We start from the raw sequence: 25,084 nt of genomic DNA on the forward strand, positions 1-25,084 counted from the left end.
TCAGTCAGGAAAATGGCTGGTAACGACGAACGCGAGCGCACCCACCAGGATGACCGGAAACGACCAGGTGAAAAGAGCCAACGAAAACGGCTGCACGAGCATTGCGATGCCTAAGCCAATCAGTAGTGTCGACGCCCCCTCGCTGTTCCTGCGACGTAACAGCCAACGGTGCGGTGGAATGACTTCGCGTTTCATTTGCGCACGGCTCCGAAGGTGATGCCCCGCAACAGATGCTTGCGCAGCAGAACGGTGAAGAAAAGGATCGGCAGCACGAACAATGTGGTTGCAGCGGCAACAGCCGGCCAGTCCTGACCGCCCTCTCCGATAATGAATGGAATGAACGGCGGCATGGTCTGCGCATCGCCGCTTGTCAGCAGCGAAGCAAATGCGTATTCGTTCCATGCAAAGATCAGGCAGAAGATCGCCGTAGCGGCAATGCCCGTCATCGCTTGCGGTAGCACCACCTTCACGAAGGCCTGCAAACGCGTGTAGCCGTCCACCAGCGCAGCCTCCTCATACTCGCGCGGAATCTCGTCCATGAAACCTTTGAGCAGCCACACCGCCAGCGAGACGTTCACCGCCGTGTACAGCACAATCATGCCGACATAGCTGTCGCTCAAGCCCAGCGCGCGATACATCAGGTAGATCGGAATGGCGACTGCAATGGGCGGCATCATCCGTGTCGAGAGAATGAAGAACAGCAAATCGTCGGAGAGCGGCACCTTGAAGCGCGAAAACGCGTAGGCCGCCAGCGTGCCGAGAAATACCGCAAGAAACGTCGAACCGAATCCAATCACAAGCGAATTCACGAAGCGCGGCAAAACCTTCGAAGGTCCGGCGATCACCATGTTGCGCTTGCGCACCTCACGCTCATACCAGGTCTGCGCAGGCGGCAGGCTTGCAATGAACTCAGGTGTCTGCCGCGAGCGGATCGTGAACAGGTTCACATAGCCTTCCATGGAAGGCTGAAACAGTACGACGGGCGGATACGCTATCGCATCTTCCTGCGTCTTGAAGCTCGTCAGGAAAATCCAGACCATCGGCAACGAGGCAGCCAGCGCGTACGTGATAACGACCGCAGCCGCGAAGCGCTTGGCGCGCGGAGATGACGCCACCACGGAATGTTGTGTCGTAGTCGGTCTCATCGCTGTTTGATCCGGTTAAGTGCCTTCACGTAAATATTCGCCGCACCGAATACCGTCACGAACAGGATGATGGCGAGCGCCGACGAGTAACCCGTCTGCCACTTTTCGAACGCGGCACGCTTGAGCGTGATCGATACCGTTTCGGTCACAGAGCCTGGACCGCCGGATGTCAGCAGGTTCACCATATCGAACATCTTGAAGTTTTCAATGCCGCGAAACAGCACCGCCAGCATCAGGAACGGCATGGTCATGGGCAACGTGATCGACCAGAACTGTCGCCACGGCGTTGCGCGATCCACTTCCGCCGCTTCGTAGATATAGTCGGGAATTGAGCGCAGGCCCGCCAGGCAGATGAGCATGACGTAAGGTGTCCACATCCACGTATCGACCATCACAATGGTCCACGGTGCGAGCGATACGTCACCGATCATCTGGAACGATCCCGGCGCGATGCCGGTGAAGAAGCTGACGATATCGTTGAAAAGCCCTGTCTGCGGTTGCAGCAGGAACGTCCAGAAGTTGCCCACAACAGCGGGCGATAGCATCATCGGCAGCAGGATTAGCGTGGTCCAGAAGCTATGTCCGCGGAACTGCCGGTTGATCAGCAGGGCAAGACCGAAACCCAGCAATACCTCCAGCCCGACCGACCAGAACACGAAACGCGCGGTCACCTGCATCGCATACCAGATATCTTCGTCGTTCAGGATGTCGATGTAATTTCCGATCCCGACAAAACGCGCCGGTACGCTCGGCATGTTCGACTTGAAGTTGGTGAATGACAGTCGAAGCGCCCAGAGCAAAGGGAAGATATTGATCGCAAGCAGCAGCAGAACGGTCGGAAGAATGAAGATCCACGCGATCGCCCGATCCGACAGCCCGCTCAGCCGTTTCGAAATGCGCATTGGCGCACCCGCTTCGAGACGCGTGGAAGAAAAAGGCTTGTCTGCGAACATGCCTGACTCCTTTAAGCGGACCGGAGACAGGCTGCTCAGCCCTCACCGGTCCAGTCAAGTCCAGCTAAACGCTATTACTTTCCCTCTTCCTTAAAGACCTTGTTCCAGTCTTTCACCAGCAGATCCAACGCCTCTTTAGCTGTGCCCTTGTCGGCCACGACGTAGTCGTGCACGCGTTTTTGCATGTCGAGCAACAGTTCGGCATAAGCGGGCTCCGCCCAGAAGTCTTTGACGATCGCCATTGACTTCAGGAACGCGGGTGCGAATGGCGCGCTCTTCGGAAAGTCCGGCGCATCGACCACCGATTTAGCCGCCGAATAGCCGCCGAGTTGCCACCATTTCTTCTGTACGTCCGGTTGCGCAAACCACTTGATGTATTCGAGCGCGTCTTCCTTATGGTCCGAGTACGAGACGACTGAGATGCCCTGCCCGCCCAGTTGCGTGTATTGCTTCACCTCACGTGGATTCACGAAGAAGCCGATCTTGTCGCCGCCGACGTTCGGGTCTTTGTAAAGCCCTGGAAAGAACGCGAACCAGTTCATCTGCATCGCCACCTGGCCTGATTTGAATGCGTCGAGTCCTTCCTGCATGTAGGCGTTGGTCATGCCCGGAGCCGTGCAACACTTATAGAGCGCCTTGTAGTATTCGAGCCCTTTCACCGCGCCCGGCGAGTTCACGAAACCGTCGAGGTGATAGGGCTTCTTCGGATCCTGATACTCAAAGCCGAAGTTGTACAAGGCGTTGGTCACGCCCATCGTGATCCCCTCGGATCCACGCTCCGTGAAGATATACACGCCGTAGACCGTCTTGCCGTCGATCTTGCGCCCCTGAAAGAACTCCGCGGTCTGTTTGAGTTCATCAAGCGTCGTGGGCGGCGCGAGTTCACGGTTGTATTTCTGCTTGAATTCCGCGCGCAGCTCCGGGCGCGCGAACCAGTCTTTACGGTAGGTCCATCCGACCGCGTCAGCCATCGCAGGTAAAGCCCAGTAGTTCGGCGTATTCTTTGGCCACTCGGAATATCCCACCACCGTGGCCGGCACGAAGTCGTCCATCGAAATCTTGTTCTTGGTGAAGAAGTCGTTGAGCTTCACGTAATGCCCATTGACCGCCGCGCCGCCAATCCACTGACTGTCCCCAATGATCAGATCGCACAGCTTGCCGTGCGAATTGAGTTCATTAATGAAGCGGTCGGCATAGCTGGTCCACGGCACGAACTCGAACTTCATCTTGATGCCGGTCTTGGCCGTGAAATCTTTCGACAATTCGACCAGTGCATTGGCGGGATCCCAGGCCGCCCAGCAGAGTGTCAATTGCTTGCCCTGTGCGTGCGCGCCCGTTGCAATGCCGAGCCCCAGCGATATGAGGGTTGCCGCCACTACCCTCGCTGACGTTAGACGTAACATGTCTCTTCTCCTTGTCTTTCTCGGGTCTCCAACCTGATGACATTCAGCGCCCATGCGCCGGGCGCCGTATTTCGGCTCTGGCGGATCAGAAGTCGGTCCGCGTGTCGCGAGCGTCAGGCATGCGCATTCTCACGAAGATAAATCCGGGTTTCCGGCGTGGGGATGGCAAGCGCTCCCCGAACGTCGTTTAGAAAGTTGATGGCGGCGAGCCCCGCCCAATGAACGATGCCGCGGACGTCCTGATCCAGGATCACGTCGATCGCGCGTTCGGATAGTTGAGTGCGAGTTTCCGCGGTGCATTCGTGGCCGATCAGGACCAGGCGGGCCTTGTCGCCGGACTCCTGCAACGCCGCTGCGATGCCGGAGATGCCGCCGCCGGTCACGTAGACGCCGACGAGATCAGCATGGCGCGCGCGCAAACCCTGCACGGCAAGACCGGCACCGTCGTCGTCTTCCGCGAAATCCGGCTCGGCAACCCAGCGCAGGTTGCGGAAATCCTCTTCCAGCACCTGCGAGAATCCGGTGCGCCGCTCCACCTGATCATGCAGGCGGGACGATCCCGACAGCACGGCGACCGTGCCGAGCCGCGTGCCCAGAAAGCGGCCCATCAGCAGTCCTGCGGTGCGACCGGCAATCCGGTTGTCGACACCGACATACGCGGCGCGGCGGCTTGCAGGTAAATCGGAGAACACCGTGACGACCGGCACGTCGGCCTCGCTCATCTCTTCGATGAAACGCTCCACCCACGGATAGTCGAGCGGTGCGAGAACCAGTGCGTCGTAGTCGACCACCTGGGCGGCGAATGCAGCGGTGTCGCGCTGGGTGGAGAAGTCACAGCGATAGAACGAAGGGGTGATTCGATGTTCGCGAAAGAAACTGGCGGACAGCGCAATGTTGCGTTCGACGTGATCCAGAAAGCGCGAGTTGACTTGTGGCAGTGCGAACGCAACGCGGAATGAACCGACTTTTGCTGGACGGCCGCGGCTTGCCCGCTCGTCGCGTAGATTGGCGAGCGCCAGATGGACACGCTCGGCGGTTTCCGGTCGCACGGCATGATCGTCGCGTAAGACGCGATCGACCGTGGCGACGCTTACGCCGGCACGACGCGCAATCATCGTACGAGTAGCCGGCATGGGTCTCCTCCGGTGCCGAGCGTAGAACGGTTTTGTTTACCGAAGGTAGTTTTTCCTCGAAAAAATGCAAGCTTTTTCTCCAAGAAAAAAGCGTCATTGTTTTGCTGTGCGTAGTTATGCTTCGCATTGGGGGTTCCCAATGCGCAGCGGCAAGGGCGGCGATCCCGAGGATAAAATCCGGTAGCGGACACCTGCCCGCCTATGTGACGGTTGAACGGTGGTGTGAAAGAGAGGTTTGAAGTCATCGCTTACTGCGTCGCAAGCGGTGACTACGAGGAAATTGAGGGGGAAGTTGGGGTGCACAAATTTCACATCATATTAAAGTTAGGACGACATCCGAACATGCGAGAGGAGAATCATGAATAAAGTATTCGTCAACATTGGACTCAGCCTAGACGGCTACATGGCACCGGAAGGAATGACCATGGAGAATTGGGACAATCCTGAGTACAGGAACTGGGGTGCCAAGTGGGGCGCGCTGATGGCCTGGATCTTCAATCAACAGTACTTCCGCGAGAACCTCAAGCTTGGACCGGGGGGAGAGACCGGCCCGGTCAATGACCTGCTTCGCAGCACTACGGAGCGCATTGGCGCCAACATTATGGGCAAGCGAATGTTCGACCAGGGCGAGCGCGCCTGGCCGGAAGAAGCTCCGTTTCACACACCGGTTTACGTTCTGACCCATGAAAAACGCGAAGCCTGGGTGCGCCCGGGTGGGACGACCTTCTACTTCATCAATGACGGGCCGGAGCGTGCCCTTGAGCTCGCTCGGGAATCCGCAGGCAGTCGGGATATTCGTATTGCGGGCGGAGCCGATGTGATCCAGCAGTACCTGACCATGGGCGTCATTGAAGAGCTCGAAATCGCTTTGTCGCCCGTGTTGTTCGGCGGTGGGCGGCGTCTCTTCGAGAACCTGCGCGAGCCCGGGCCGCAGTTTCGCATTGACAAGGTTCTTGATGGTCCTGCTGCCACACACTTGCGCTATGTGCGTCTGTGAGGACGGGCTGATACCCGGTGCAGCGGACGGCGCGCTGCTGCAATGTTTCAGGATATAACGCAGCGACGCGCTGGGTCGAGCCTTCGCATTAGCCCTGGTCGCCGCCACCGACAGGCAGTACCGTACCCGTGATATACGACGCTTCATCTGAAGCCAGGAACAGAATCGCACTCACCTGCTCGTCGATTGTTCCGTAGCGATGCATCAGGCTGGACGCTATCGTCTGGTCGACGATACCTTGATACCACCCGGCCTCCCGGTCGCTTTGCCTTTCGGCATTGCGTGGTACTTTGCGCGGAGGCGCTTCAGTGCCACCGGTAGCGACAGCGTTCACGCGAATACGATCCTGCGCATGCTCGAATGCGAGACTCGCGGTCAATGCATTGACGCCCCCCTTGGATGCTGCATATGGCACACGATAAATGCTGCGCGTCGCGATCGACGATACATTGACGATGGCACCGCCCTGCTGCGCGATCATGGCTGGCAAGACGGCACGACAGCACCACAGCGTCGGAAAGAGCGAACGTCGAACTTCCGCCTCTATCTGTGCTTCCTCGTAGTGCTCGTACGGTTTGGCCCAGATGGTGCCTCCAACGTTGTTCACCAGAACGTCGATGCGCGCGTGGGTATCAAGCGCTGCCTGCATCAACAGGCTTGCACCAGCGTAGGTTTCGAGGTCGGCAATGACAGTCAGGCACCGTGCACCCCGCGCGGTGATTTCCGCGGCGGTGTCGTGCACCAGCTCCGAACGGTCGCACAGCACGACCGCAGCACCTTCTTCCGCGGCACCAAGGGCGACGCCGCGCCCGATACCCTGGGCCGCTCCGGTCACAACGACCACTTTGTTCTGAAATCGATGGTTCCTGGTCATGCCTGTCATGGTTGTCATGCAACGTCGTTTGTCGAGAACTTCTCGTAGTGGAAGCGTGCGTGAGTCACACCGATATCGCGCAGGCTATTTCCTCGGGCCGCTTCGGTAGCCCACGCGATCGGGAGGTGGATCAATGCGCTACGAGAATATCGCTGTCGGTCACGCGCGCGGTCGTGCGAATCGCGATGACGCCAAGCATCGCTGCCGCAAGAGGTACGGCCAACGCCAGATAGAATCCGCCCGGGCCTCCGTGGGCAAGGACCGTACCGCCCACAGCGGAACCCGCGATCGCACCGACCCGCCCCATTCCGATTGCCCACCCGGTCGCCGTTGCACGCAGTGTCGTTGGATAGGCGCCCACCACCAGATAATTCAGCGCGATCTGCTGACCGCCGATACCAAGCCCTGCCGCGCCCGCAAGCGCAAAGACCAGGCCCCACGCAGTCCCGGCATAAGCAAGCCCGACGGAAATCGCAATGCCGAGTCCTAGCAGCGCCATCAGCAAACGGCGAGTGCTTACTCTGGGAAGCAGCATCGAGAGGGGAATGGCGCAGACGATGAATACGGCATTCACGATTACCGTACCCATCGGCGCTTGCGAAACTGGCAGGCCCGCGGCTTTCAGCACGGTAGGCAGCCACGACAGGAACATGAACCACGCAACCCAGTTGCACAGATAGACGGCCCAGATAGCAACCGTGTTGCGCGCATTGCCATTGCTGAACAGCGCGGTAACGCTGGCGCGTGCAGTCGTCTTCGGGGCCTGGAATGTCGCGTCGGCCGGCAACGCAACGCTCACGATGCGACGCAATGTGTTGCGCACACGCTGCGCACTGTCGTTGCCTGACCGACTGACCAGATATTGCAGAGACTCCGGCAACGCAAAATACAGCACGACGAGGAGCAGCAGTGGCGCGCCTCCGCCGACGACGAACACACCCTGCCATCCGATCACGGGCATCAAGCGCGCAGCCAGCAGCCCTCCCAGCATCGCTCCGGCTGGCAGGCCCAGCAGAACACCTGTCATGATCGAGCCTCTGTGGCGCGCCGAGCCGTACTCTGCGGCAAGGGCGAGCAGAACCGGTGTACAGCCGCCCATGCCGAGGCCGGCGATAAATCGCAAAGCCAGAATCTGCACGGTGCTACTCGCGAACGCGGTGAGCAGCGACGCAACGCTGAATACAGCGACGCCAACGAGCAGCGCCGGACGGCGGCCGATCCTGTCGCCGATCAGACCCAATGTCATCGCGCCAATCGTCATGCCGAGCGTCCCGGCGATCAGGATGGGCGCAAGATCGCCCGGACGCAAACCGAACGTCGCGACAATCGCCGGGCCCGTAAAGGCGATGGCTTGCGTATCGAAACCGTCGAACACTGCGGTTGCAAAGCAAAGAAGGAAGATGCCCCACTGATAGAGCCGAAGCGGCTCGCGATCAATGAGCGATGCGATGTCGAGAGGCTTGTTCAAGATGTCTCCGTGCGTGCGCGACAGCGTCGCTTTTGTTTTATATCGGTCGGTAACGGGACTCAGGTTATGCGAACCGGCACTAATCCGCCAATACCGATTGGGACTGCCTCCATACCGTCAGCGCATGAAGGTGCTGGCGATCCAGCAGCCTGATGAGCAGGATGCATCCCGTTCGTGTGCCCCGCACGTTGCCCGCCATCCTGAGTCAGGAGGCGGTGCGGCGGCTCATCGCAGCAGTCGGGAAGCTGAAGCAGCAGACCGCACTGCAGCTCGCCTATGGCGCCGGATTGCGCGCGAGCGATGAGTTGGCGCTGAAGGCAGCGACACCGACAGCCAGCAGATGACCCTGCGCCTCGAACAGAGCAATTGCCGCAAGGACCGCTCCTCCGTATCCCACGGGAATTTATAATTCAGCCATGACCTTCGATACTTCAGACCGTGGCATCGCAACGTCCCGGCTAACATTGGTGCCCCCGAGAGATGAGTTCGGTGGCATCTTGCGCGACTTTTATCTCGACAATCGTTCGCATCTTCAACCTTGGGAGCCCCTTAGGTCCGATAGCTTTTTCGACTTGAGCGAGATTCATCGCAGGCTTCAGTCGATGGAGGCGAACTCTGCTTCAGGAAATGCGTTGCACCTGTTTCTATTCCTGGACGAAACAGGCGAATTGGTTGGCGAATGCAACTTTACAAACATCGCACGAGGCCCGTTCCAGGCGTGTCACCTCGGCTTCTCTCTCGGCAGGCGATTTGAAGGAAAGGGGCTGATGTACGAGGCCTTAGCGGCAGCGATTCCATACGTTTTCGCCAATCTCGGGTTACATCGCGTAATGGCGAATTACCGTCCGGAGAATGTGCGCAGCGGCCGGTTACTCCAACGCCTGGGTTTTGAGCGCGAAGGCTTGGCTCGATCGTATTTGAAAATCAACGGAGTTTGGACGGACCATGTTCTTACGTCCGTTATCAATGAAGTAGCGGAGAACTAGCCTGTGAATCGTCGCGGACGAGAGCGCTTGCACAGGCCGCGGCAGAGTTGATTGGCGCATCAACCAGAGAGTGAGAGTGAGATGGCCGATTGCCACATCAGCCGCCACACCCATGTGCGCTCCCACAGGCATACGAGACTCATCAGTTCGCGAGCGCTAGTCCACCAATGCGGAAGTAACGCTCCAGCGACTCTATCCGGTCACTTGCGACGATCGCTCCGACATAACCGTCCGGGCGCACAAGCACCCAATCTCCGGACTGCGGCGCGTACGCATCACGGAAATGACCTCCGTCGTCGATGACATCACCGCGAGCACCAAAGGTATGAATGCGCAGGCCAGCTCGCGGCGCCACCTTATCGCGTTCGACGTCATAGCCTAGCAGTGTCCAGTGAATGCCCCTAAACAACTCGAAGACACGCGTTGAATGGCCGGTTGCACGACGAATGGGCGCATCGGGCGCGCGGTCGCCTGCCAGCAGACCGGCAGAGCGTTCAGGACACTCCATCGCCAGCGAGGACTCGGGGTAGCCGATGTCGAGTTGCTGAACTTCGCGGCCGCGCCGAAGCTCTCCCCGCTTCATCTCGTCGAGAAGCCTGGTCGAAAGACCAAGCATGTCGCCCGCGATTGGCCGGCGTTCTTCCTCGTAGCTATCGAGCAGCTCATCGGAAGCGCCGGCACTCACCGCTGCCAATTTCCAGCCGAGATTGTAGGCATCCTGGACGCTGGTATTGAGCCCTTGGCCGCCCGTCGGCGGATGAATGTGCGCAGCATCCCCGACGAGAAACACGCGACCGTCCCGGTAGCGATCGGCGAGACGCGCGTTCATGGTATAGGCAGACGCCCAGGATACCGAGTGGACGCGCATATCGTCGCGGCCAGTGCGTTCGGCCACCATGGCAGCAAGGCCTGCGGCGGTGAGGTCGACATCGCCTTCCAGCGCAACGGGCGCCTGCACCTGGAACAGATCCGTTCCCGCGAGCGGGCATAGCGATAGCTGCCGCTCCATCGAACCCTCGTTGAATCGATGCCAGGCGTCGCGCTCCAGCCCCGTCAGGAAGACGTCGGCCACGACGGCACGCACGCCAAGTGTCTTGCCTGGAAAACCGATGCCGAGTGCCGCGCGCACAAAGCTGCGGCCACCGTCGGCGCCGACCAGATAGCGCGCATGAACGGTCTGGTCGCCAGCCTGAGCGGCAATACGCGCCGTCACACAGTCCTGGTCCTGTTCGACGCCGACCAGTTCGCAACCATACTCGACCCGATGACCCAGTTCAGCGAGTCGCTCGCGCATGACCGATTCAGTCAGGAACTGAGGAACGAGCAACGGCAGGCGATAAGGTTCGGCGGGCGTCGGGGATGCATGCTCGACGACGTCCGATTCGACGTAGCTGCCGTCGTCACGATATTCGCGCTGCGGCGGATACACGCCCCCTGCCACGACCACGCGATCGATGATGTCGAGATCCTCGAAAATTTCCTGCGTTCGCAGCTGTATGCCTTTGCCCCGCGAGCCCCGGAACGGTTCGTCCATCTTGTCGAGCAAACGGAACGACACGTTTCGTCGCGCCAGCTCGATAGCGAGAGTCAGACCGGCGGCGCCCGCCCCGCAGATCAACAAGTCTACAGCCGGATTTCTCGTCATCACCCGCTCCATTATGTGTAATATGCACGCAATAGGAGGAATGGTATGTCGCCAAGAAGAAATGTGCAAGATACACATATATCCGAGCGTATCCGGGAGTTGCATCTGGCATTGATCAGCATCGTCAGCGTGATGAACCGCCCCGAACTGGACGAGAGAATGGTCCGGGAGGCAGGCATTTCGCTCGATCGTGCGTTGTTTCCGTTGCTCGTCATAGTCGAGCGGCTAGGCCCCATTGGCGTGGTCGATCTCGCCGGACGGGTCGGGCGCGATCACACCACGGTCAGCCGTCAGGTGGGGAAACTCGAGAGCCACGGGCTGGTCGAGCGGCGAGCCGGTATCGAGGACGGTCGCGTTCGGCAAGTCGTCGTCACGCCCAAAGGGAAGGCGATGACCAACGCGGTGGATGCAGCACGCGATCGGCTGGGCCGCGCGTTGTTTGCCAGGTGGGAGGAGGCGGAAATCGACGAACTCGTCCGGCTGATGCGGAGGTTTGCAGAGGATATCGAAACCCAGGCGTCCGGAGCCGGGACGTAAAACGGAAACAGATTCCATCCCGGCATTCACTTCACGGAAGTCGTTTCGATTCAGGTCCCGGCGGCGGCGAAGGTCGACCGCCGCCGCGAAACGACCTCGCTCAGCAACCCGTGCGCGGCGTGACTCATTCGTCCAGACACGCCCGCAACATTCGTGCGAGACGGTCCGCTTCACGCGCATCGACAATGTTTGCGAAGCCCATCACGAGGCCGCGGGGCGTACGTTGCGCGCGGGCGTTCGCGTACCAGATCGACAGCGGCAGCACCGCGAGCCCCGCATCGCGGGCGCGCGAGGCCACGGCAACGTCGTCGACCGGGCCGTCGGGACCGTGGGCGAATTGCGCCGTGAACTGGATTCCGCCTGGTGGCAAGTCAACGATCAGCCGCTCTCCAAAGGCCTGCTCCAGCGCATGCATGATCAGCATGCGCCGCTCGCTGTACAGCGCACGCATCCGCTTCAGATGCCGCGCAAAATGCCCCTGCTCCATGAAGTCCGCCGCCGTCGCCTGAAATAGCGGCGGCGACCCGGCGTTCATGCTGCGTGCCACCCGCCCGACCCGCTCGACGGCCCGCTCCGGCACCACCGCATACGCGAGCCGCAAACCGGGAAACATGACCTTGCTGAACGTGCCGCAATAAACCACGCGATCACGCCGGTCGAGGCTCTTCAAAGCTGGTAATGGGCGGCCCAGATAGCGGAACTCGCTGTCGTAGTCGTCCTCGATGATCCAGCTCGACATTTTCTCCGCCCAGTCGAGCAGCGCGATGCGTCTTGTGAGTGACAGCGTGTGACCAAGCGGGTTCTGATGCGACGGCGTAACCAGTGCGAAGCGCGCGTGCGCATCCAGACCTATGCCGCGTTCGACATCGATCCCTTCGCGGTCCACCGGCACCGGCACGAGTTGCACGCCCGTCTCGGCCAGAAAACCGCGTGCGAGCAGATAGCCGGGGTCCTCGAACCACATGCGATCGGTTGGGCGGGCGAGGCTGCGCAACACGAGTTCGAGCGTCGCACGGTAACCGCCGGTCACGAACACCTGTTCCGGCAGGCAGGTCACGCCGCGCGACAGCCCGAGATAGGTGGCGATATGTTCGCGCAGCGGCCGGTAACCCGCCGGATCCGGGTACGCGAACATCGCCCGTTCGCCGCTACGCGCGCGACGCGAAAGGAGCCGGTTCCATACCTTGCCCGGAAACGCGTCGAGCGCGGGCAGTCCGGGTTGCAACGGCCTTGGCTCTCCGCTCATCGCAGCGGCAATCGCCGGCTGACGAGGCGCCGGCCGACCATCAAGCGCTTCGGCGGGAGTTTGCGGCGCGCCCGTTGCTTCGGCACTCCGCTTGCCGTACGCATCCGGAACACCTTGCGCCTGAGGCGGGCGCGTCACCGACGCCGGCAGCGACGGCGATACGAAGGTGCCCGCCGCGCCACGCATCTGCAGGTAGCCTTCATCGACAAGGATGGTGTAGGCCAGCTCGACCGTGCCGCGCGCCGTGTTCAGTTGCGTGGCGAGGCCGCGCAGCGCCGGCACGCGATCGCCGGGACGCAGATGCCCTGCGGCAATCGCAGTCCTGAAACGCTCGCAAATCTGCAGATAGATCGGCAACTGCTGCTTCCGATCGATTTCTATGGTCAAGCCGGGAGTCGGCGCGGTCATGACAGTTTTTGTCGGACAAGGGGTGAGGGAACAACATGGACTAGTCAGATCGACACTTCTTGGCACTTCTCGATAAAGCATGATTTTTCCACAATAGCCTCACGCGATGCGACTGCGGTGAACACTTTCACTCGATACGCCACCCGCCAGGCGACCCGCGCGTCCATTTACTTTGATCTGGAGAATTTGCCATGAAAATCGTCGTAATCGGTGGGTCGGGCCTGATCGGATCCCGTCTCGTCACGCTGCTTAGCGAGGCGGGCCATGAGGCAATCGCCGCGTCGCCGCGTACCGGCGTGAACAGCGTGACGGGCGACGGCCTGAGCGACGTTCTCGCGGGCGCGGCTGTCGTCGTGGATGTGACGAACGCGCCCTCATGGGAGCCGCAGGCGGTGCTCGACTTCTTCCGCACCTCGGCGCGCAACCTCGGCAAGGCTGAAGTGGCCGCAGGCGTGCGCCATCACGTCGCCCTATCAATTGTCGGCTGCGACCGCACACCGGAGAACGCGTATTTCACTGCCAAGGTCGCGCAGGAAGAGGTGATCGAAGCAGCGGGTGTGCCGTACACGATCGTGCGCGCCACCCAGTTCATGGAGTTCATCGGCGGAATCGCGGATTACGGCACGGTCAGCGGCACGGTGCGCATCGGCGACGGACTGTTTCAACCGATCGCCGCGGACGATGTCGCGGCAAACCTCGCGCAGGCCGCGCTCGCCGCGCCGCTGAACGGCACCGTCGATATCGCCGGCCCGGATCGCGCGCCCTTCGCGGAGATCGTCGCGCGTTACCTGAAATCGGCAGGCGACACGCGCCCGGTGGTGATGGATCCCGATGCGAAGTACTACGGCGGTCGTGTCGAGGAGCAGTCGCTCGTGCCGCTCGGCGACGCGCGGATCGGCCGCATCAGTCTCGATCAGTGGCTGACGCAGGCTAAGAAGGGGTGAATGCCCGCGGTTTTTTAAAAAGCTGCATCAACGTGTCTACGTTTGCCTTGATCGGAGCCGTCGGCCCGATCCGCGTTGAAGCCGAACAAAATTTTCTGGGTCAAGCATGAGCACGTCACACAAAGTTGTCGTCGTTACCGGCGCATCGCAAGGAATAGGCGCCGAAGTCGTCAAGGCGTTTCGCAAGCTCGACTATCGCATTGTCGCGACTTCACGTTCGATCAAGCCATCGGAAGATCCGAACATCCTGACGGTTGCGGGTGATATCGGCGATCCGGCAACCGCCCAACGGATCATTTCCGAAGGCGTCGCGAAGTTCGGACGGATCGACACGCTGGTGAACAACGCCGGCATATACATCGGCAAACCCTTCACCGACCATACGGCAGAAGACTACGCCGCTGTGGTGAACGTGAATATGGCGGGCTTTTTTTACATCACGCAACTCGCCATCGCCGAAATGGAAAAGCATTCGAGCGGCCATGTGGTCAGCGTGACCTCCAGTACCGTCGACGCTGCGATCAGCGGCGTGCACTCGGTACTGGCAGCGCTGACGAAAGGTGGCCTGAACGCCGCCACGAAGTCGCTGGCGATTGAGTACGCGAGGAAAGGCATTCGCGTGAATGCCGTGGCGCCGGGGATCATCAAGACGCCTATGCACCCGCCGGAAACCCACGAAACGCTGGATGCTTTCCATCCGCTCGGGCGCATGGGCGAGATGAGCGATATTGCCGACGCGATTCTGTTTCTTGATTCCGCACCGTTTATCACGGGAGAAATCCTGCACGTCGACGGCGGCCAGAGCGCCGGTCGCTAATAACCTCGGGCATCGCAAGGCGGTGCTCGGTTTTTTTCCCACTCGGCTGAGATGCACACGCACTGTGAAATGCTGCGGAAGCGAGGATTGTTGCCGACAAGGCAACGCGACGAGTTCCTCTAGCTATCTACCGGAATGCAAGCGTTGAACCTACGATAACTTCCGAACGACATAGTAGTCCCCTACCCACCCTTCGACTGTGTCGAGCGTCGGTGGACCCGTTTCGAAACACGCCAGGTTCTGGTCGCCATTACCTGGTTGTTTCCCTGAGCATTTGCCACATGAGTTTGCCGGCAGAAGCCATGGTGGGAGCCAGGGTGGATTGGTCACGCATCTGAACCGAACCAGCATGGCTTCGCGACAGCCTGTGTTGGAATACGAGGGGTATTATCGTGTTTCATCTGAAATCCAAACGAGTCTTATCGAACGCCGCGCGCACCCTCACATGTGTGTTGATGCTGGCAGAAGTCGGAACACAGGCAAATGCGGCAACAGTCACGCGTGCGCCGGAGATTGAAACCTCCGGTTTGCAAGCTTCCTCCTCGGCCCCCCCTTTCGTAGGCGATGACCCGCTTGCCATTCGGGACAGGATCGTGAATCAGCACTTGAGTGGAGGCGCGCCTTCTTTGGGCGATCGTGTCCTGCGCTTGATCCGCATTCCCACCGGTAGCCAGCGCCACAATACCGACCTGACGGTAGCCCATCTCGATCGCGACCTCGCCTTCGTCGTACCCGTTCCGTATGGGATCAGGTATCAGGCGGAGAAGCACCTGTTGACGGTAAACGTGAATTTGTCCGATGCCGACAATCACGCAGGCATCCTCCTCAAAAAGACAGTAAGCGGCCCCAGCGGCCGAAGGCTTGTGGTCGCGCCGGAAGCGAGGTTAAAGGGGTTCATTCAGCATATCGATATGATTGAACTCCAGTCCGGCGACAGTAAGAAGACAACGGTTCACGGACGTGTAACGCTCTCACGCGCGGCGTACGCAGAAGCGAACGGGGACTACGCGATTGTTCTCATGGGTCGCCTGGTGCCACCCTATCTCAACGACCGGATCGATCACAGCGATCCTACCGATGACGAGCCTACTGACATCACGACAAGAACCTCCAGGCTCTATGTTGATATCCACGCCATCTGGCTGGTGAGCCCGCAGCGGGGGATCGTGCTATCGAAGGCACTGCATTTGTCGAGGTAACTCAATCTGATAGTGAATATGGCGCACGGGCCGCTCTTCCGAATGACTTAGGATTTCCCGGCTACGCCAGAGAGGGCTGCGCAACGCGTCGACGACCTCTACCTGCCTTTCCAAACTCGGCGATGGGTGGCTCGCGGACAACACAGTGAGCCCGTTCGCATATCAACGTTACACGCCGCGCCACTTACGATGATTAATTACGGTTTACTGGCGCTGACGGCACACTTCCGACAAACAACGCCATCGCGAAACAGAAGAAAAGCACTGCATAGACTGGCTGGACTCGACCAACAGTTCATGGTTGCTCGATGGGAACCGCAAGAATTCTACGCGACCACCTCCACAACGCGACAAAGCCCTATCCGCCCGTCATTAATTGTTGCCGCCGAGGCAACACTATGAGGTCCTTTTCAGGGCTACTGCCGCAAGACGACCACGCTTACGCTTTGTCCTGACGGTGACGGCACACGCTGCCGGATACAAACCGTGAAACACAAGACCGTAAAAGAAACGTGCAAACGCGCAGGACAAGCCTTCACTGCATTGCGCGCACGTCATTGCCCGCGACAGCAAAAGCTGTTGCGATGCGCGTTACGCAAACCCTCACCATCCGAGGAACGATCCGTGACAGAAGAAGATATTCGCAACAACGCCTTTGCGATGCCCGTACACAATCCGGCATATCCGCGTCCGCCCTTCCGTTTCATCAATCGGGAGTACTTCATCATCTCGTATGAAACGGACATGGATGCCCTTAGGGCCGTCGTTCCGGAACCGCTGACGGTCGACAATGCAATTGTCCACTACGAATTTATCCGCATGCCCGATTCTTCGGGGTTCGGCGACTACACGGAAAGCGGCCAGGTGATCTCGGTGCTGGACGAGGACGGCAATCGCGCCAACTTCACACACGCGATGTATCTCGACGACGAAGGCCCAATCGCAGGCGGCCGAGAAATCTGGGGGTTTCCCAAGAAGCTGGCTTCACCGAAGCTTTGCGTCGACGGCAAGGACACGCTGCTCGGCACGCTCGATTACGGAACGCAGCGCATCGCCACCGGAACGATGGGCTACAAGTATCGTCCTCTCGAGACGGCTGCTGAGCGCCGCAAGCTCGCGGATACGCCCAACTATCTGCTCAAGGTCATTCCGCACGTCGATGGCTCGGTGCGCATCTGTGAACTGGTGCGCTTCTTCCTGCGCGATGTCGATGTGATCGGTGCGTGGGAGGGGCCTGCCGCGCTCGAACTGCATCCGCATGCACTCGCATCGGTGGCCGATCTGCCGGTTCGCAAGGTGATCGGCGCACGTCACATCATTGCAAATCTCACGCTCGACGTCGGCGAAGTGGTCTATGACTATCTTGCCCCTGCCGAGTCGTTGAAACTCGCAGTCAACCAGTAAGCTCTCGGAGGACGTATGGCATTGAATGATAAGGTCGCGCTCGTTACGGGTGCAGCAAGTGGTATTGGCGAGCACTGCGCACGCAAGCTCGCATCAGACGGTGCGACGGTCGTGATCGCGGATCTGAATCTCGATAACGCTCAAAAGGTCGCTGAAGATATCGTTGCCAAGGGCGGCAAAGCGCTCGCCGTCGCGATGGACGTAACCAGCGAAGAAGCGGTCAATGCGGGCGTGGCCGAAACGGTGAAGCGGCTGGGCGGCATCGACGTGCTCGTGTCGAATGCGGGCATCCAGATCGTCAACCGGATCGAGGATTACGCATTTTCCGACTGGAAGAAAATGCTGGCCATTCACCTCGACGGCGCGTTCCTGACCACCAGGGCCGTCATCAAGCATATGTACGCATCGAACAAAAGCGGCGCTGTGATCTACATGGGTTCGGTGCACTCGCACGAGGCGTCGCAGCTCAAATCGGCTTACGTGACCGCGAAGCACGGGCTGCTCGGTCTCGCCCGGGTTGTCGCGAAAGAAGGCGGACCGCGTGGCGTGCGCGCCAATGTCGTGTGCCCGGGCTTCGTCAGAACGCCGCTGGTCGACAAGCAGATCCCCGAGCAGGCGAAAGCCTTGGGAATCTCCGAGCAGCAGGTTGTGAAAGACGTCATGTTGAAGGACACGGTCAACGGCGAATTCACGTCGCTAGCCGACGTTGCGAACACGGTTGCATTCCTCGCCGGCTTCGAGTCGAACGCGCTCACCGGACAATCGATTGTTGTCAGCCACGGCTGGTTCATGCAGTAAGGAGACGACCATGTATCCGAGCCAGCGTAACAAGCTGCAGCAACCCCATCGCATCAAGCTCCCCGCCTATGACGAAATTGGACTCGTGCTGCAGGGTGGCGGTGCATTGGGCTCATATCAGGCCGGCGTGTATGAAGGAATGGCCGAGGTCGGTGTGGAACCGACACGAATATCCGGAGTATCCATCGGTGCGCTGAATACGGCGATCATCGCCGGCAATGCGCCTGCGGACCGGGTGGAAGCGCTGCGCGGCTTCTGGAACACGATCAGTCAACCTGCGGATTTCTTCTCACATATCGGTGCGCGCATTCCAGCGTGGCCGGGGTTTGAAGATATGGGGCGCAGGTGGTCGAGCGCATGGGCTGCGACGCGTACGCTGATGGAAGGTCAGGACGGGTTCTTCTCTCCGCGCACGCCTATGCCTCTCGCCGGGCTCGGCAGGAAACGGCCTGACCAGGTCAGCTATTACGACACGTCGGCGTTGCGTGAGTCGCTTTTGCGGTACGCAAACTTCGATCGCATCAATGACGGGAATATTCGCGTATCCGTTGGGGCGGTCAACGTGCGAACGGGCAATCTCGTCTACTTCGACAATTCGACAATGCGTCTGGCGCCGGAGCATTTCATCGCATCCGGTGCGCTGCCGCCCGGCTTTCCGGCAGTCGAGATCGATGGAGAGTTCTACTGGGACGGCGGACTGGTTTCCAACACGCCGCTTACCGAGATCATCAAGGAAAGCCAGCATAAGGACACACTCGTTTTCCAGATCGATCTGTGGAGCTCGCGAGGCAAGCTGCCAGGCGACTTCCTCGACGTCAGCGAGCGCACCAAGGACATTCAATATTCGAGCCGAACACGAGCGATCACCGCGTTCATGTCGCAGAACCAGAAGCACGCGCAAATGATCAAGGCGCTGCTCGAACACATTCCCGAAAAAGTGCGGCTTGCGCACCCGTTGCTGCGGGAGGCGCAGAAAACGGCGGATGGCAGTGCGGTGAATGTCGTGCACCTGATCTACAAGAACAAATCGTTCGAGGGGCACTACAAGGACTATGAATTCAGCAAAGATACGATGCGTGAGCACTGGGCCAGCGGTCTCGAGGATATTCGCCGCTCGTTCGGACACCCCGAGTGGTTCGATATTCCGAGCCGCGAAACCGGCTTCGTCACGCGGGACGTGCATCGTTATCGGCAGGAAGTCAGCGAAACCGCCGCACTGGACAAGGATGCTTTGCCGCCATCGAAACGCACGCCAGAAGAAGAACTGTCTGGCGCAAAGTAGCGCGTATCGACTCCCTCGGGTGTGGCCAAGCTTGCAAGGCTACTTCAGCGACATTCATGCAGAGCGATGAACGAACTTCGAGACGGGCACGCACATGCCACAAGGAGACCACCATGTCGTCCCACGAATTGATCGCACGGTACGGAATGCTAGTCGTATTCCTGAATGTGCTGGGTTCTTCGCTTGGCCTGCCGTTGCCTGTCATTCCGACATTGATCACCGTTGGAGCAGGCACTGCGCTCGCCATGCACACGGTGTCGTCGACATTGTTGCATTTCGCGACGATACTCGGCTCCGCTGTCATTGGCGGTGTACTGGGCGACCTGATCTGGTTTCAGGGTGGCAAGCGATACGGCGAACGCACGCTCCATACCGTTTGCAAACTGTCGCTCTCGCGCGAAACGTGCGTCAGGAAGACGGAGCGCTTCTTTGGGCGATGGGGAGTCCGCGTGCTGGTCGTTGCGCGCTTCGTACCTGGCTTATCGCTCGTTGCCGTGCCACTGTGCGGCGCGATGGCGGTCAGGTTGCGTTCTTTTGTCCTGCATGATTGCGCAGGCGTTGCGCTGTGGGCATCGGTCGGCCTGGCGATCGGTACGCTATTCGCGTCGCAGATTGACGTGGTGTTCGTACTTATCTCCCGCCTTGGCTGGCAGGCATTGATCGTGATCGGCATCGCGCTGGTGCTTTTCGTGTTGTATCGATACTGCCGGAGAATCATGCTGGCAAAAGCGCTCGAGAAGACGCGGATCAGCGTGGGCGAGTTGCATGCGTTGCTCGCGAATAATCCGCGGCCAATCCTGTTCGATATCCGCTCCGCCGAGCGGAGAATGCTCGACCCGTTTGTCATTCCAGGCGCCGTATTTGCCGATGAACGGAAACTGCCGCAGATCGTGGAGCGCTACGGAGCGAACCGGACGCTCGTCATCTATTGTTCTTGCCCAAACGAAGTCTCCGCGGCGTGGATGGCCAGGCGGCTGCGGCTGGCCGGCGTCAAGCTTGCATTACCACTTACTGGCGGTATCGAAGCATGGCGTGTGGCAGGCTTCGACGTCGAGCCGATAATCGCGCTGAGCGACGCTGCAATCAGCGAAGAAGGGAGAAAACTTTTTGCGCATTGATTACATGCGTGTCCACAAAGCGACAAGGCGGCCCGCGGGAGGCACCCTCACGGCGATGGCCATTCCAGAATGACAAACCGCTAACTAATGCCGAGCCCACCTTCCACGGGGATGACTTGCCCTGTCACGTCATCTATTCGCCAGGGGTTACCGCGGACGCCACGAGATTCCACGGCCGACCGCTTCCTGCCGTCTCCGGCCCGTTGACCATGTGAGAACTTCGCCCATTCCTCGTACCGGGGAAATAGCGCGGTGAGGACGCCCACACATCCATCGCAAAAAAACTGCGAACGATGTCACAAATAACAGTGGTAATACGTCTGGCTTAGCATGGACTCCCCAACCCGCGCCCCCATCTTAGCTTTCCCATCACGCTGCCCTACCGCAGGCGCCGACGATCCGTTTGCAAGCAGATTTGCGACCAGTTACGCAGGCGTCGTTTCGTTTCTGGCCGTTGCCAGTGAAGGCAGCTTTGCCCGCGCAGGCGATCGCCTCGGCATTGGTCGTTCCTCGGTTAGCCGCAACGTGCAGAAACTCGAAGCGCAGCTCGATACACGTCTCTTCCTGCGCACGACTCGCAGTACGTCGCTGACACGCGAAGGCGAACTCTTCTATGAGAACTGCCAGCCGGGTATGGAGCGCATCGCCCAGGCGCTGGAAGACATGCGAGAGCTGCGCAACGGGCCGCCGCGCGGCCATTTGCTCATTGGCTCGACGCCTGGCTTCGGCCGCAAGATTGTCGCGCCGCTGCTGCGAGGTTTTCACACGCAATATCCCGAGATCGCCCTGGAACTGTTGCTGAACGACCGCCCCGCCGACGCCGACTTCACTACCGATCGCGTCGACGTATCGTTTCGCGATGGGCGCATGGAGGACAGCGGAATCGTAGCGCGGCAGCTGATTCCGATGCAGATGATCGTCTGTGCGTCGCCCGCTTATGCGCGAATTCACGGCTTGCCGCGGCATGTCGATGAACTGGCGGATCATCGCTGTATCAACTTCCGGACGGCGTCTGGCCGCGTTCGGACGTGGGAATTCAAGGTCGACGGTCTCTCGCAGCGGCGCCAGCCTGTCGCGCTGCATACGTTCAACGACGAGGATCTGATCCTGCAGGCGGTGCTCGATGGGGTCGGCATCGCGCAGTTGCCTGCCTACCAGGTTTGCGATCGGCTTGGCAACGGGCAGCTCCTCCGCTGCCTCGCGCAGCATGCACCCGAAGACGGCGGTCACTACCTCTGCTATCTCAGCCGCAAGCATCTTCCGGCCCGGATCCGTGTGTTCATCGACTACATGACCGAGCACACGAGAGCACTCGATCTGCAGTGTCTGACGACTATGACGGCGTTATCGGCCGTCGACTGATGCGCTCGGAACGACGCTGCGTTGACTGATGTTTCTGATGCAACACAGCGAAGCATTCAGGGGTCCTACCGCGTGACGTAGCGCACGCCTAAGATGCTTCCTGTACAGACGGCCCGCGAATCGCGGCCAGGCCAGCAAAACACAGCAAAGCACATACGCAATATGATGCAAGCCGAATTCTAAAAATCGCCAACGGTTTGACAGCCGCACTCGAGCTCACGCCGTCGTTGCGGCGTCGCCCACATCGGGCGAAAACCTGAAGGAAGCACTGACGGTCACAATGTGCGTCATTGCTCCGTGAACTTCGACGTCGTTCCGAGAGACGCACGCCGCGCAATAAGCGGCAAGCATCCACGAGGCACACCATGACAACATTGCGTCCACCGCCGCTGACATTGCTCGATAAGTATGACGGGCAAGTCGCGCAAACGCTGTATTCAACCACTGTCACCGTAACAGGCGGCGACGCGGGTCACGGACGCGCGTCGGGAATTGCCCGCTCGGATGACGGCCAGCTCGCAGTCGATTTGCGATTACCGGAGGCACTAGGCGGCCCTGGCGGCGGCACCAATCCGGAGCAGCTATTCGCGGCGGGCTACGCAGCCTGCTTTCATGGCGCGATGAGTCTGCTTGCGGCCCGGTCGGGCATTCCGATTCCCGGCGCCTCCGTGGACGTCACGGTCGACTTCGGCCGCGACCCGATCGACGGCTTGTTCAAGCTGACGGCGCACACCCGGGTCTGCTTGCCCGGTGTCGAGCGCGCCGTCGCGGGGGAACTGGTGCGCAACACGGAACGCTTTTGTCCTTACACCAAGATGGCACGGCATGGAATTGAAAACGTCGTCGCGCTTATGCCGCCGGACGACGACAGCAACTCATAACGGCGCGTGCTTGATTTCTTGAGGGAACTCGAACAGGAACAAAAGCGGCTCTGTCGAAAGAAGGCGGTTCGCCATGATGAGCTAACCGGCATGAGCGACTGAAACTCTCGTTTCCAACTGCGTATCAAGCGCCCGCAAGGGGCGCTCCTTCGTCACCGCGCCCGGGCATGGTCGTTTGTCCGGCCGTACGTTACCGGCCGTAGTAGCCAACAAAAGATGCCTTGCCGAGCACCTTGTCACCCAACGCCTTGTTCAGTGCAAAACCATGCAGCGCAGCGGTGCCGGTCTTTGGAATGCCCGTCGCGGCGTAGAAATCGTCGACCGACAGCGCATACAGCGTAAAGATATAACGGTGGGGCTTGTCGCCCTCCGGCGGGCACGGGCCACCATAGTTGCCGTTGGCTCCTGCCGCGCCGGTGTCCTGGAAGTCGTTCATGCCCGCATTGGCGCCGACGGGCAAACGGGACGGATCGTTGCCGGCCCCTCGGGGCAGTTGCGTCACGGCTGCGGAAATGTTGTAGACCGTCCAGTGCCACCAACCGCTACCGCTCGGCGCATCCGGGTCGTATACCTGTAGTGCGAACGACCGCGTCCCCGCCGGCGCATTTTTCCAGACGAGTGCGGGTGACACGTTGCCACCGGTACAACCGAAAGCGTGGAGCACGAATTTGTTATCGATCTTGCCGCCCGGAGCAATGTCGGGGCTCGAGAGCTCGAAGTCGGTCGGCGGCTGCGCAACGGCCGACGCAGCCAGAAGGATAGACAAGCTTGCGGCAGACAAAAGACGACAAAGTAGCTTCATTGAAATCCTCGCGTATGTGAAGCGTGCCTACTCAGTGAGCACCCGCCGCCCCGGCGCCACCCTTGCCGGGCTTGGTGAGCCAGACCAGCGGAATGATCACAATGAAGATCATCGACGAGAGCCAGAAGATATCGTTCAGTCCGAGCATCGCGGCCTGCGCATTCAGTGAGCGTTCGAAAAACGCCGCGGCCTGGTCCATGCCACCGCCAAGCGTCGCCTGGAGGTTTGCGATCGCACCCATATAGTCGGGGTTGTTCACGCTCGACTGTTCGGCGAGTTGCGCATGGTGCAGAATCGTGCGGTCGTTCCAGCCCGTCGAGATCAATGACGTGCCGACGCCGCCCGCGAACACGCGCACGAAGTTGGACAGGCCGGCGGCCGCCGGAATTTTGTCGGGTGACAGCCCAGACAGGATAATCGCGGTGAGCGGTGTGAAAAAGAGCGCCATGGGGATGCCTTGCAGCAGCGTCGGCAACACCAGGGTATAAGGATCGACGCCCGTCGTGTAGTGCGAGCGCATGAAAAACACGCCCGCAAAGCCGAGGAAAGCCAGCGTCGCGAGTACCCGTGCATCGGACTTCGGCATGATCTTCGCCATCACGGGTGCGAGCAGCACGGCAAAAATTCCGAGCGGCGCGGTCACGAGACCCGCATCCACCGAACGATAGCCGAGATAGCCCTGGATCCACTGCGGCAAGATCACAAGGTTCGAGAAAAACACCGCGTAAGCGACCGAAATCGCAATCGTGCCGCCGCGGAAATTGCGTCCTGCGAAGAGGCGGAGATCGACAATCGGGTTCTTCTCCGTGAACTCCCAGATCAGGAAGAACAGGAAACTGATCGCCGCGACAATCGCAAGAATGCAGATCACGGCCGAGCTGAACCAATCGAGATCCTTGCCCTTGTCGAGCATGATTTGCAGTGACGCGACCCAGACGACGAGCGACATCAGGCCGACCTTGTCGATGGGTAGTTTGCGCGCCGGTGTCTCGCGGTCGCGGTAGATCATCCACGTCACGGTCGCGGCAAACAGACCCACTGGAATGTTGATGTAGAAGATCCACGACCAGCTATAGCTATCGGTGATCCAACCGCCTAGCGCGGGACCCGCGATCGGCCCGACTGTCGCCGTCATCGCCCACAGCGACAGCGCCGTCGAGCTTTTTTCCTTCGGATACGAGCCGAGCAGAATCGCCTGCGAGAGGGGAATCAGCGGGCCAGCGACGGCGCCCTGCAATACGCGCGCAGCGAGCAGCACGATCAGGTTCGGCGCGACGCCGCACAGCCACGACGAGAACACGAACAGCACGATCGCAGCCACGAACAGTTTGATCTGGCCCACACGCTGCGTGAGCCAGCCCGTCAGTGGAATCGCGACCGCATTGGCCGCCGAGAACAGCGTAATCACCCATGTACCTTCATCGACGGATACGCCGAGATTGCCCGAGATAGTTGGAATCGCAACATTGGCAATGGATGAGTCGAGCACGTTCATGAACGTCGCGAGCGCGACGGCGATTGTCGCGAGAACCAGCTTTCCACCTGTCAGCGGAGGCGGTGCAAGTTGCGTCGAAGAATTCATCTCGCTTCCAGTCTGAAGTTTTCGACAGATCCGGCGCATTGATCCGGCCTGTCAGACTATTGAAAAAACCAGGGCGCGACTACGAGGTGCACCCTGGGAT

23 protein-coding genes and 1 pseudogene are annotated in these 25,084 nt (G+C 59.9%); 13 read left to right on the top strand and 11 right to left on the bottom strand.

Annotated elements, in window-relative coordinates; genetic code table 11:
* The 5 genes from P0D71_RS15070 to P0D71_RS15090 all read right to left on the bottom strand — a co-directional run bounded on the left by P0D71_RS15070 (position 1) and on the right by P0D71_RS15090 (position 4,634).
* Entirely contained in the window at positions 1-195 is a 195-nt protein-coding gene (locus P0D71_RS15070) for a hypothetical protein (protein WP_408480776.1), read from the bottom strand.
* Positions 192-1,145, bottom strand: coding sequence for a carbohydrate ABC transporter permease (locus tag P0D71_RS15075; RefSeq protein WP_408480778.1), 954 nt, complete (start codon positions 1,143-1,145; stop codon positions 192-194). Before P0D71_RS15075 ends, P0D71_RS15070 begins: the two co-directional genes overlap by 4 nt.
* A complete protein-coding gene (locus P0D71_RS15080; RefSeq protein ID WP_091805880.1) occupies positions 1,142-2,098 on the bottom strand; it encodes a carbohydrate ABC transporter permease in 957 nt (318 codons plus the stop codon). The genes P0D71_RS15075 and P0D71_RS15080 overlap by 4 nt, the downstream gene beginning before the upstream one ends.
* A gap of 74 nt (positions 2,099-2,172) precedes the next feature.
* Positions 2,173-3,501 carry an ABC transporter substrate-binding protein gene (locus P0D71_RS15085; RefSeq protein WP_091805878.1) on the bottom strand — a complete coding sequence of 443 codons (1,329 nt, stop codon included), beginning with the start codon at positions 3,499-3,501 and terminating at the stop codon, positions 2,173-2,175.
* 113 nt (positions 3,502-3,614) lie between these two features.
* Positions 3,615-4,634: a LacI family DNA-binding transcriptional regulator gene (locus P0D71_RS15090; protein WP_091805875.1), complete on the bottom strand. Its 1,020-nt coding sequence runs from the start codon at positions 4,632-4,634 to the stop codon at positions 3,615-3,617.
* Between the two features lie 358 nt (positions 4,635-4,992).
* Between P0D71_RS15090 and P0D71_RS15095 the strand changes: the two genes are divergently transcribed.
* Positions 4,993-5,631: a dihydrofolate reductase family protein gene (locus tag P0D71_RS15095; RefSeq protein WP_408480780.1), complete on the top strand. Its 639-nt coding sequence runs from the start codon at positions 4,993-4,995 to the stop codon at positions 5,629-5,631.
* Positions 5,632-5,719: 88 nt separating this feature from the next.
* On the opposite strand, the gene P0D71_RS15100 is transcribed toward P0D71_RS15095, so the two are convergent.
* Together P0D71_RS15100 and P0D71_RS15105 are read right to left on the bottom strand one after the other, a co-directional pair.
* A complete protein-coding gene (locus P0D71_RS15100) occupies positions 5,720-6,505 on the bottom strand; it encodes a 1,6-dihydroxycyclohexa-2,4-diene-1-carboxylate dehydrogenase (protein ID WP_408187506.1) in 786 nt (261 codons plus the stop codon).
* Between the two features lie 130 nt (positions 6,506-6,635).
* Positions 6,636-7,973 carry an MFS transporter gene (locus P0D71_RS15105; protein ID WP_408480781.1) on the bottom strand — a complete coding sequence of 446 codons (1,338 nt, stop codon included), beginning with the start codon at positions 7,971-7,973 and terminating at the stop codon, positions 6,636-6,638.
* 149 nt (positions 7,974-8,122) lie between these two features.
* On the opposite strand from P0D71_RS15105, the pseudogene P0D71_RS15110 reads away from it, so the two are divergent.
* Both P0D71_RS15110 and P0D71_RS15115 read left to right on the top strand, forming a co-directional pair.
* Positions 8,123-8,355 (top strand): annotated as a pseudogene (locus tag P0D71_RS15110) (site-specific integrase); the annotation flags it as partial.
* Between the two features lie 34 nt (positions 8,356-8,389).
* Complete coding sequence (locus tag P0D71_RS15115) at positions 8,390-8,959, top strand: GNAT family N-acetyltransferase (RefSeq protein ID WP_408480783.1); 570 nt, start codon at positions 8,390-8,392, stop codon at positions 8,957-8,959.
* Between the two features lie 142 nt (positions 8,960-9,101).
* On the opposite strand, the gene P0D71_RS15120 is transcribed toward P0D71_RS15115, so the two are convergent.
* On the bottom strand, positions 9,102-10,604 hold the full coding sequence (locus P0D71_RS15120; RefSeq protein WP_408480784.1) for an FAD-dependent oxidoreductase: 1,503 nt from the start codon (positions 10,602-10,604) through the stop codon (positions 9,102-9,104).
* 45 nt (positions 10,605-10,649) lie between these two features.
* Here P0D71_RS15120 and P0D71_RS15125 point away from each other — a divergent pair, with 45 nt between their 5' ends.
* A complete protein-coding gene (locus P0D71_RS15125) occupies positions 10,650-11,141 on the top strand; it encodes a MarR family winged helix-turn-helix transcriptional regulator (protein WP_408480786.1) in 492 nt (163 codons plus the stop codon).
* Between the two features lie 124 nt (positions 11,142-11,265).
* Here P0D71_RS15125 and pdxR read toward each other — a convergent pair whose 3' ends face one another.
* Positions 11,266-12,795, bottom strand: a complete 1,530-nt coding sequence (pdxR, locus tag P0D71_RS15130) for a MocR-like pyridoxine biosynthesis transcription factor PdxR (protein ID WP_408480788.1) — start codon at positions 12,793-12,795, stop codon at positions 11,266-11,268.
* Between the two features lie 191 nt (positions 12,796-12,986).
* On the opposite strand from pdxR, the gene P0D71_RS15135 reads away from it, so the two are divergent.
* The 9 genes from P0D71_RS15135 (at position 12,987) to P0D71_RS15175 (ending at position 22,600) form a co-directional block, all read left to right on the top strand.
* Positions 12,987-13,739 (top strand): SDR family oxidoreductase, encoded by a 753-nt coding sequence (locus P0D71_RS15135; RefSeq protein WP_408480789.1) that lies wholly within the window; start codon positions 12,987-12,989, stop codon positions 13,737-13,739.
* Positions 13,740-13,845: 106 nt separating this feature from the next.
* Positions 13,846-14,556 carry an SDR family NAD(P)-dependent oxidoreductase gene (locus P0D71_RS15140; protein WP_408480791.1) on the top strand — a complete coding sequence of 237 codons (711 nt, stop codon included), beginning with the start codon at positions 13,846-13,848 and terminating at the stop codon, positions 14,554-14,556.
* 392 nt (positions 14,557-14,948) lie between these two features.
* Complete coding sequence (locus P0D71_RS15145; RefSeq protein ID WP_408480793.1) at positions 14,949-15,755, top strand: hypothetical protein; 807 nt, start codon at positions 14,949-14,951, stop codon at positions 15,753-15,755.
* A gap of 624 nt (positions 15,756-16,379) precedes the next feature.
* The gene (locus tag P0D71_RS15150) at positions 16,380-17,159 is read left to right on the top strand and encodes an acetoacetate decarboxylase (protein WP_091805840.1); all 780 of its coding nucleotides are present in this window, start codon (positions 16,380-16,382) and stop codon (positions 17,157-17,159) included.
* 15 nt (positions 17,160-17,174) lie between these two features.
* Positions 17,175-17,957, top strand: coding sequence for a 3-hydroxybutyrate dehydrogenase (locus P0D71_RS15155; protein ID WP_091805837.1), 783 nt, complete (start codon positions 17,175-17,177; stop codon positions 17,955-17,957).
* Between the two features lie 10 nt (positions 17,958-17,967).
* Positions 17,968-19,239, top strand: a complete 1,272-nt coding sequence (locus P0D71_RS15160; RefSeq protein WP_408480794.1) for a DUF3734 domain-containing protein — start codon at positions 17,968-17,970, stop codon at positions 19,237-19,239.
* Between the two features lie 113 nt (positions 19,240-19,352).
* A complete protein-coding gene (locus tag P0D71_RS15165; RefSeq protein WP_408480795.1) occupies positions 19,353-20,357 on the top strand; it encodes a DedA family protein/thiosulfate sulfurtransferase GlpE in 1,005 nt (334 codons plus the stop codon).
* 330 nt (positions 20,358-20,687) lie between these two features.
* Positions 20,688-21,719 (top strand): LysR family transcriptional regulator, encoded by a 1,032-nt coding sequence (locus P0D71_RS15170; protein ID WP_408295053.1) that lies wholly within the window; start codon positions 20,688-20,690, stop codon positions 21,717-21,719.
* A gap of 365 nt (positions 21,720-22,084) precedes the next feature.
* Positions 22,085-22,600 carry an Ohr family peroxiredoxin gene (locus P0D71_RS15175; protein ID WP_408480796.1) on the top strand — a complete coding sequence of 172 codons (516 nt, stop codon included), beginning with the start codon at positions 22,085-22,087 and terminating at the stop codon, positions 22,598-22,600.
* A gap of 190 nt (positions 22,601-22,790) precedes the next feature.
* Here the strand turns inward: P0D71_RS15175 and P0D71_RS15180 are convergent, their stop codons facing one another.
* Together P0D71_RS15180 and P0D71_RS15185 are read right to left on the bottom strand one after the other, a co-directional pair.
* Positions 22,791-23,402 (bottom strand): YbhB/YbcL family Raf kinase inhibitor-like protein, encoded by a 612-nt coding sequence (locus tag P0D71_RS15180; protein ID WP_408480798.1) that lies wholly within the window; start codon positions 23,400-23,402, stop codon positions 22,791-22,793.
* Between the two features lie 31 nt (positions 23,403-23,433).
* Positions 23,434-24,984 (bottom strand): DHA2 family efflux MFS transporter permease subunit, encoded by a 1,551-nt coding sequence (locus tag P0D71_RS15185; RefSeq protein WP_408480800.1) that lies wholly within the window; start codon positions 24,982-24,984, stop codon positions 23,434-23,436.
* Between the last annotated feature and the right edge of the window lie 100 nt (positions 24,985-25,084).

The organism is Paraburkholderia sp. RL17-383-BIF-A, from assembly GCF_046028015.1.
Classification (GTDB): Bacteria; Pseudomonadota; Gammaproteobacteria; order Burkholderiales; family Burkholderiaceae; genus Paraburkholderia.

Excerpts from the sequence above, each read along its gene's own strand:
- pdxR (WP_408480788.1), bottom strand. The coding sequence starts at position 12,795 with ATGACCGCGCCGACTCCCGGCTTGACCATAGAAATCGATCGGAAGCAG.
- P0D71_RS15115 (WP_408480783.1), top strand. The coding sequence starts at position 8,390 with ATGACCTTCGATACTTCAGACCGTGGCATCGCAACGTCCCGGCTAACA.
- P0D71_RS15070 (WP_408480776.1), bottom strand. The coding sequence starts at position 195 with ATGAAACGCGAAGTCATTCCACCGCACCGTTGGCTGTTACGTCGCAGG.
- P0D71_RS15125 (WP_408480786.1), top strand. The coding sequence starts at position 10,650 with ATGTCGCCAAGAAGAAATGTGCAAGATACACATATATCCGAGCGTATC.
- P0D71_RS15120 (WP_408480784.1), bottom strand. The coding sequence starts at position 10,604 with ATGACGAGAAATCCGGCTGTAGACTTGTTGATCTGCGGGGCGGGCGCC.
- P0D71_RS15095 (WP_408480780.1), top strand. The coding sequence starts at position 4,993 with ATGAATAAAGTATTCGTCAACATTGGACTCAGCCTAGACGGCTACATG.
- P0D71_RS15185 (WP_408480800.1), bottom strand. The coding sequence starts at position 24,984 with ATGAATTCTTCGACGCAACTTGCACCGCCTCCGCTGACAGGTGGAAAG.
- P0D71_RS15100 (WP_408187506.1), bottom strand. The coding sequence starts at position 6,505 with ATGACCAGGAACCATCGATTTCAGAACAAAGTGGTCGTTGTGACCGGA.
- P0D71_RS15155 (WP_091805837.1), top strand. The coding sequence starts at position 17,175 with ATGGCATTGAATGATAAGGTCGCGCTCGTTACGGGTGCAGCAAGTGGT.
- P0D71_RS15135 (WP_408480789.1), top strand. The coding sequence starts at position 12,987 with ATGAAAATCGTCGTAATCGGTGGGTCGGGCCTGATCGGATCCCGTCTC.
- P0D71_RS15140 (WP_408480791.1), top strand. The coding sequence starts at position 13,846 with ATGAGCACGTCACACAAAGTTGTCGTCGTTACCGGCGCATCGCAAGGA.
- P0D71_RS15160 (WP_408480794.1), top strand. The coding sequence starts at position 17,968 with ATGTATCCGAGCCAGCGTAACAAGCTGCAGCAACCCCATCGCATCAAG.
- P0D71_RS15085 (WP_091805878.1), bottom strand. The coding sequence starts at position 3,501 with ATGTTACGTCTAACGTCAGCGAGGGTAGTGGCGGCAACCCTCATATCG.
- P0D71_RS15090 (WP_091805875.1), bottom strand. The coding sequence starts at position 4,634 with ATGCCGGCTACTCGTACGATGATTGCGCGTCGTGCCGGCGTAAGCGTC.
- P0D71_RS15175 (WP_408480796.1), top strand. The coding sequence starts at position 22,085 with ATGACAACATTGCGTCCACCGCCGCTGACATTGCTCGATAAGTATGAC.
- P0D71_RS15180 (WP_408480798.1), bottom strand. The coding sequence starts at position 23,402 with ATGAAGCTACTTTGTCGTCTTTTGTCTGCCGCAAGCTTGTCTATCCTT.
- P0D71_RS15080 (WP_091805880.1), bottom strand. The coding sequence starts at position 2,098 with ATGTTCGCAGACAAGCCTTTTTCTTCCACGCGTCTCGAAGCGGGTGCG.
- P0D71_RS15170 (WP_408295053.1), top strand. The coding sequence starts at position 20,688 with ATGGACTCCCCAACCCGCGCCCCCATCTTAGCTTTCCCATCACGCTGC.
- P0D71_RS15075 (WP_408480778.1), bottom strand. The coding sequence starts at position 1,145 with ATGAGACCGACTACGACACAACATTCCGTGGTGGCGTCATCTCCGCGC.
- P0D71_RS15165 (WP_408480795.1), top strand. The coding sequence starts at position 19,353 with ATGTCGTCCCACGAATTGATCGCACGGTACGGAATGCTAGTCGTATTC.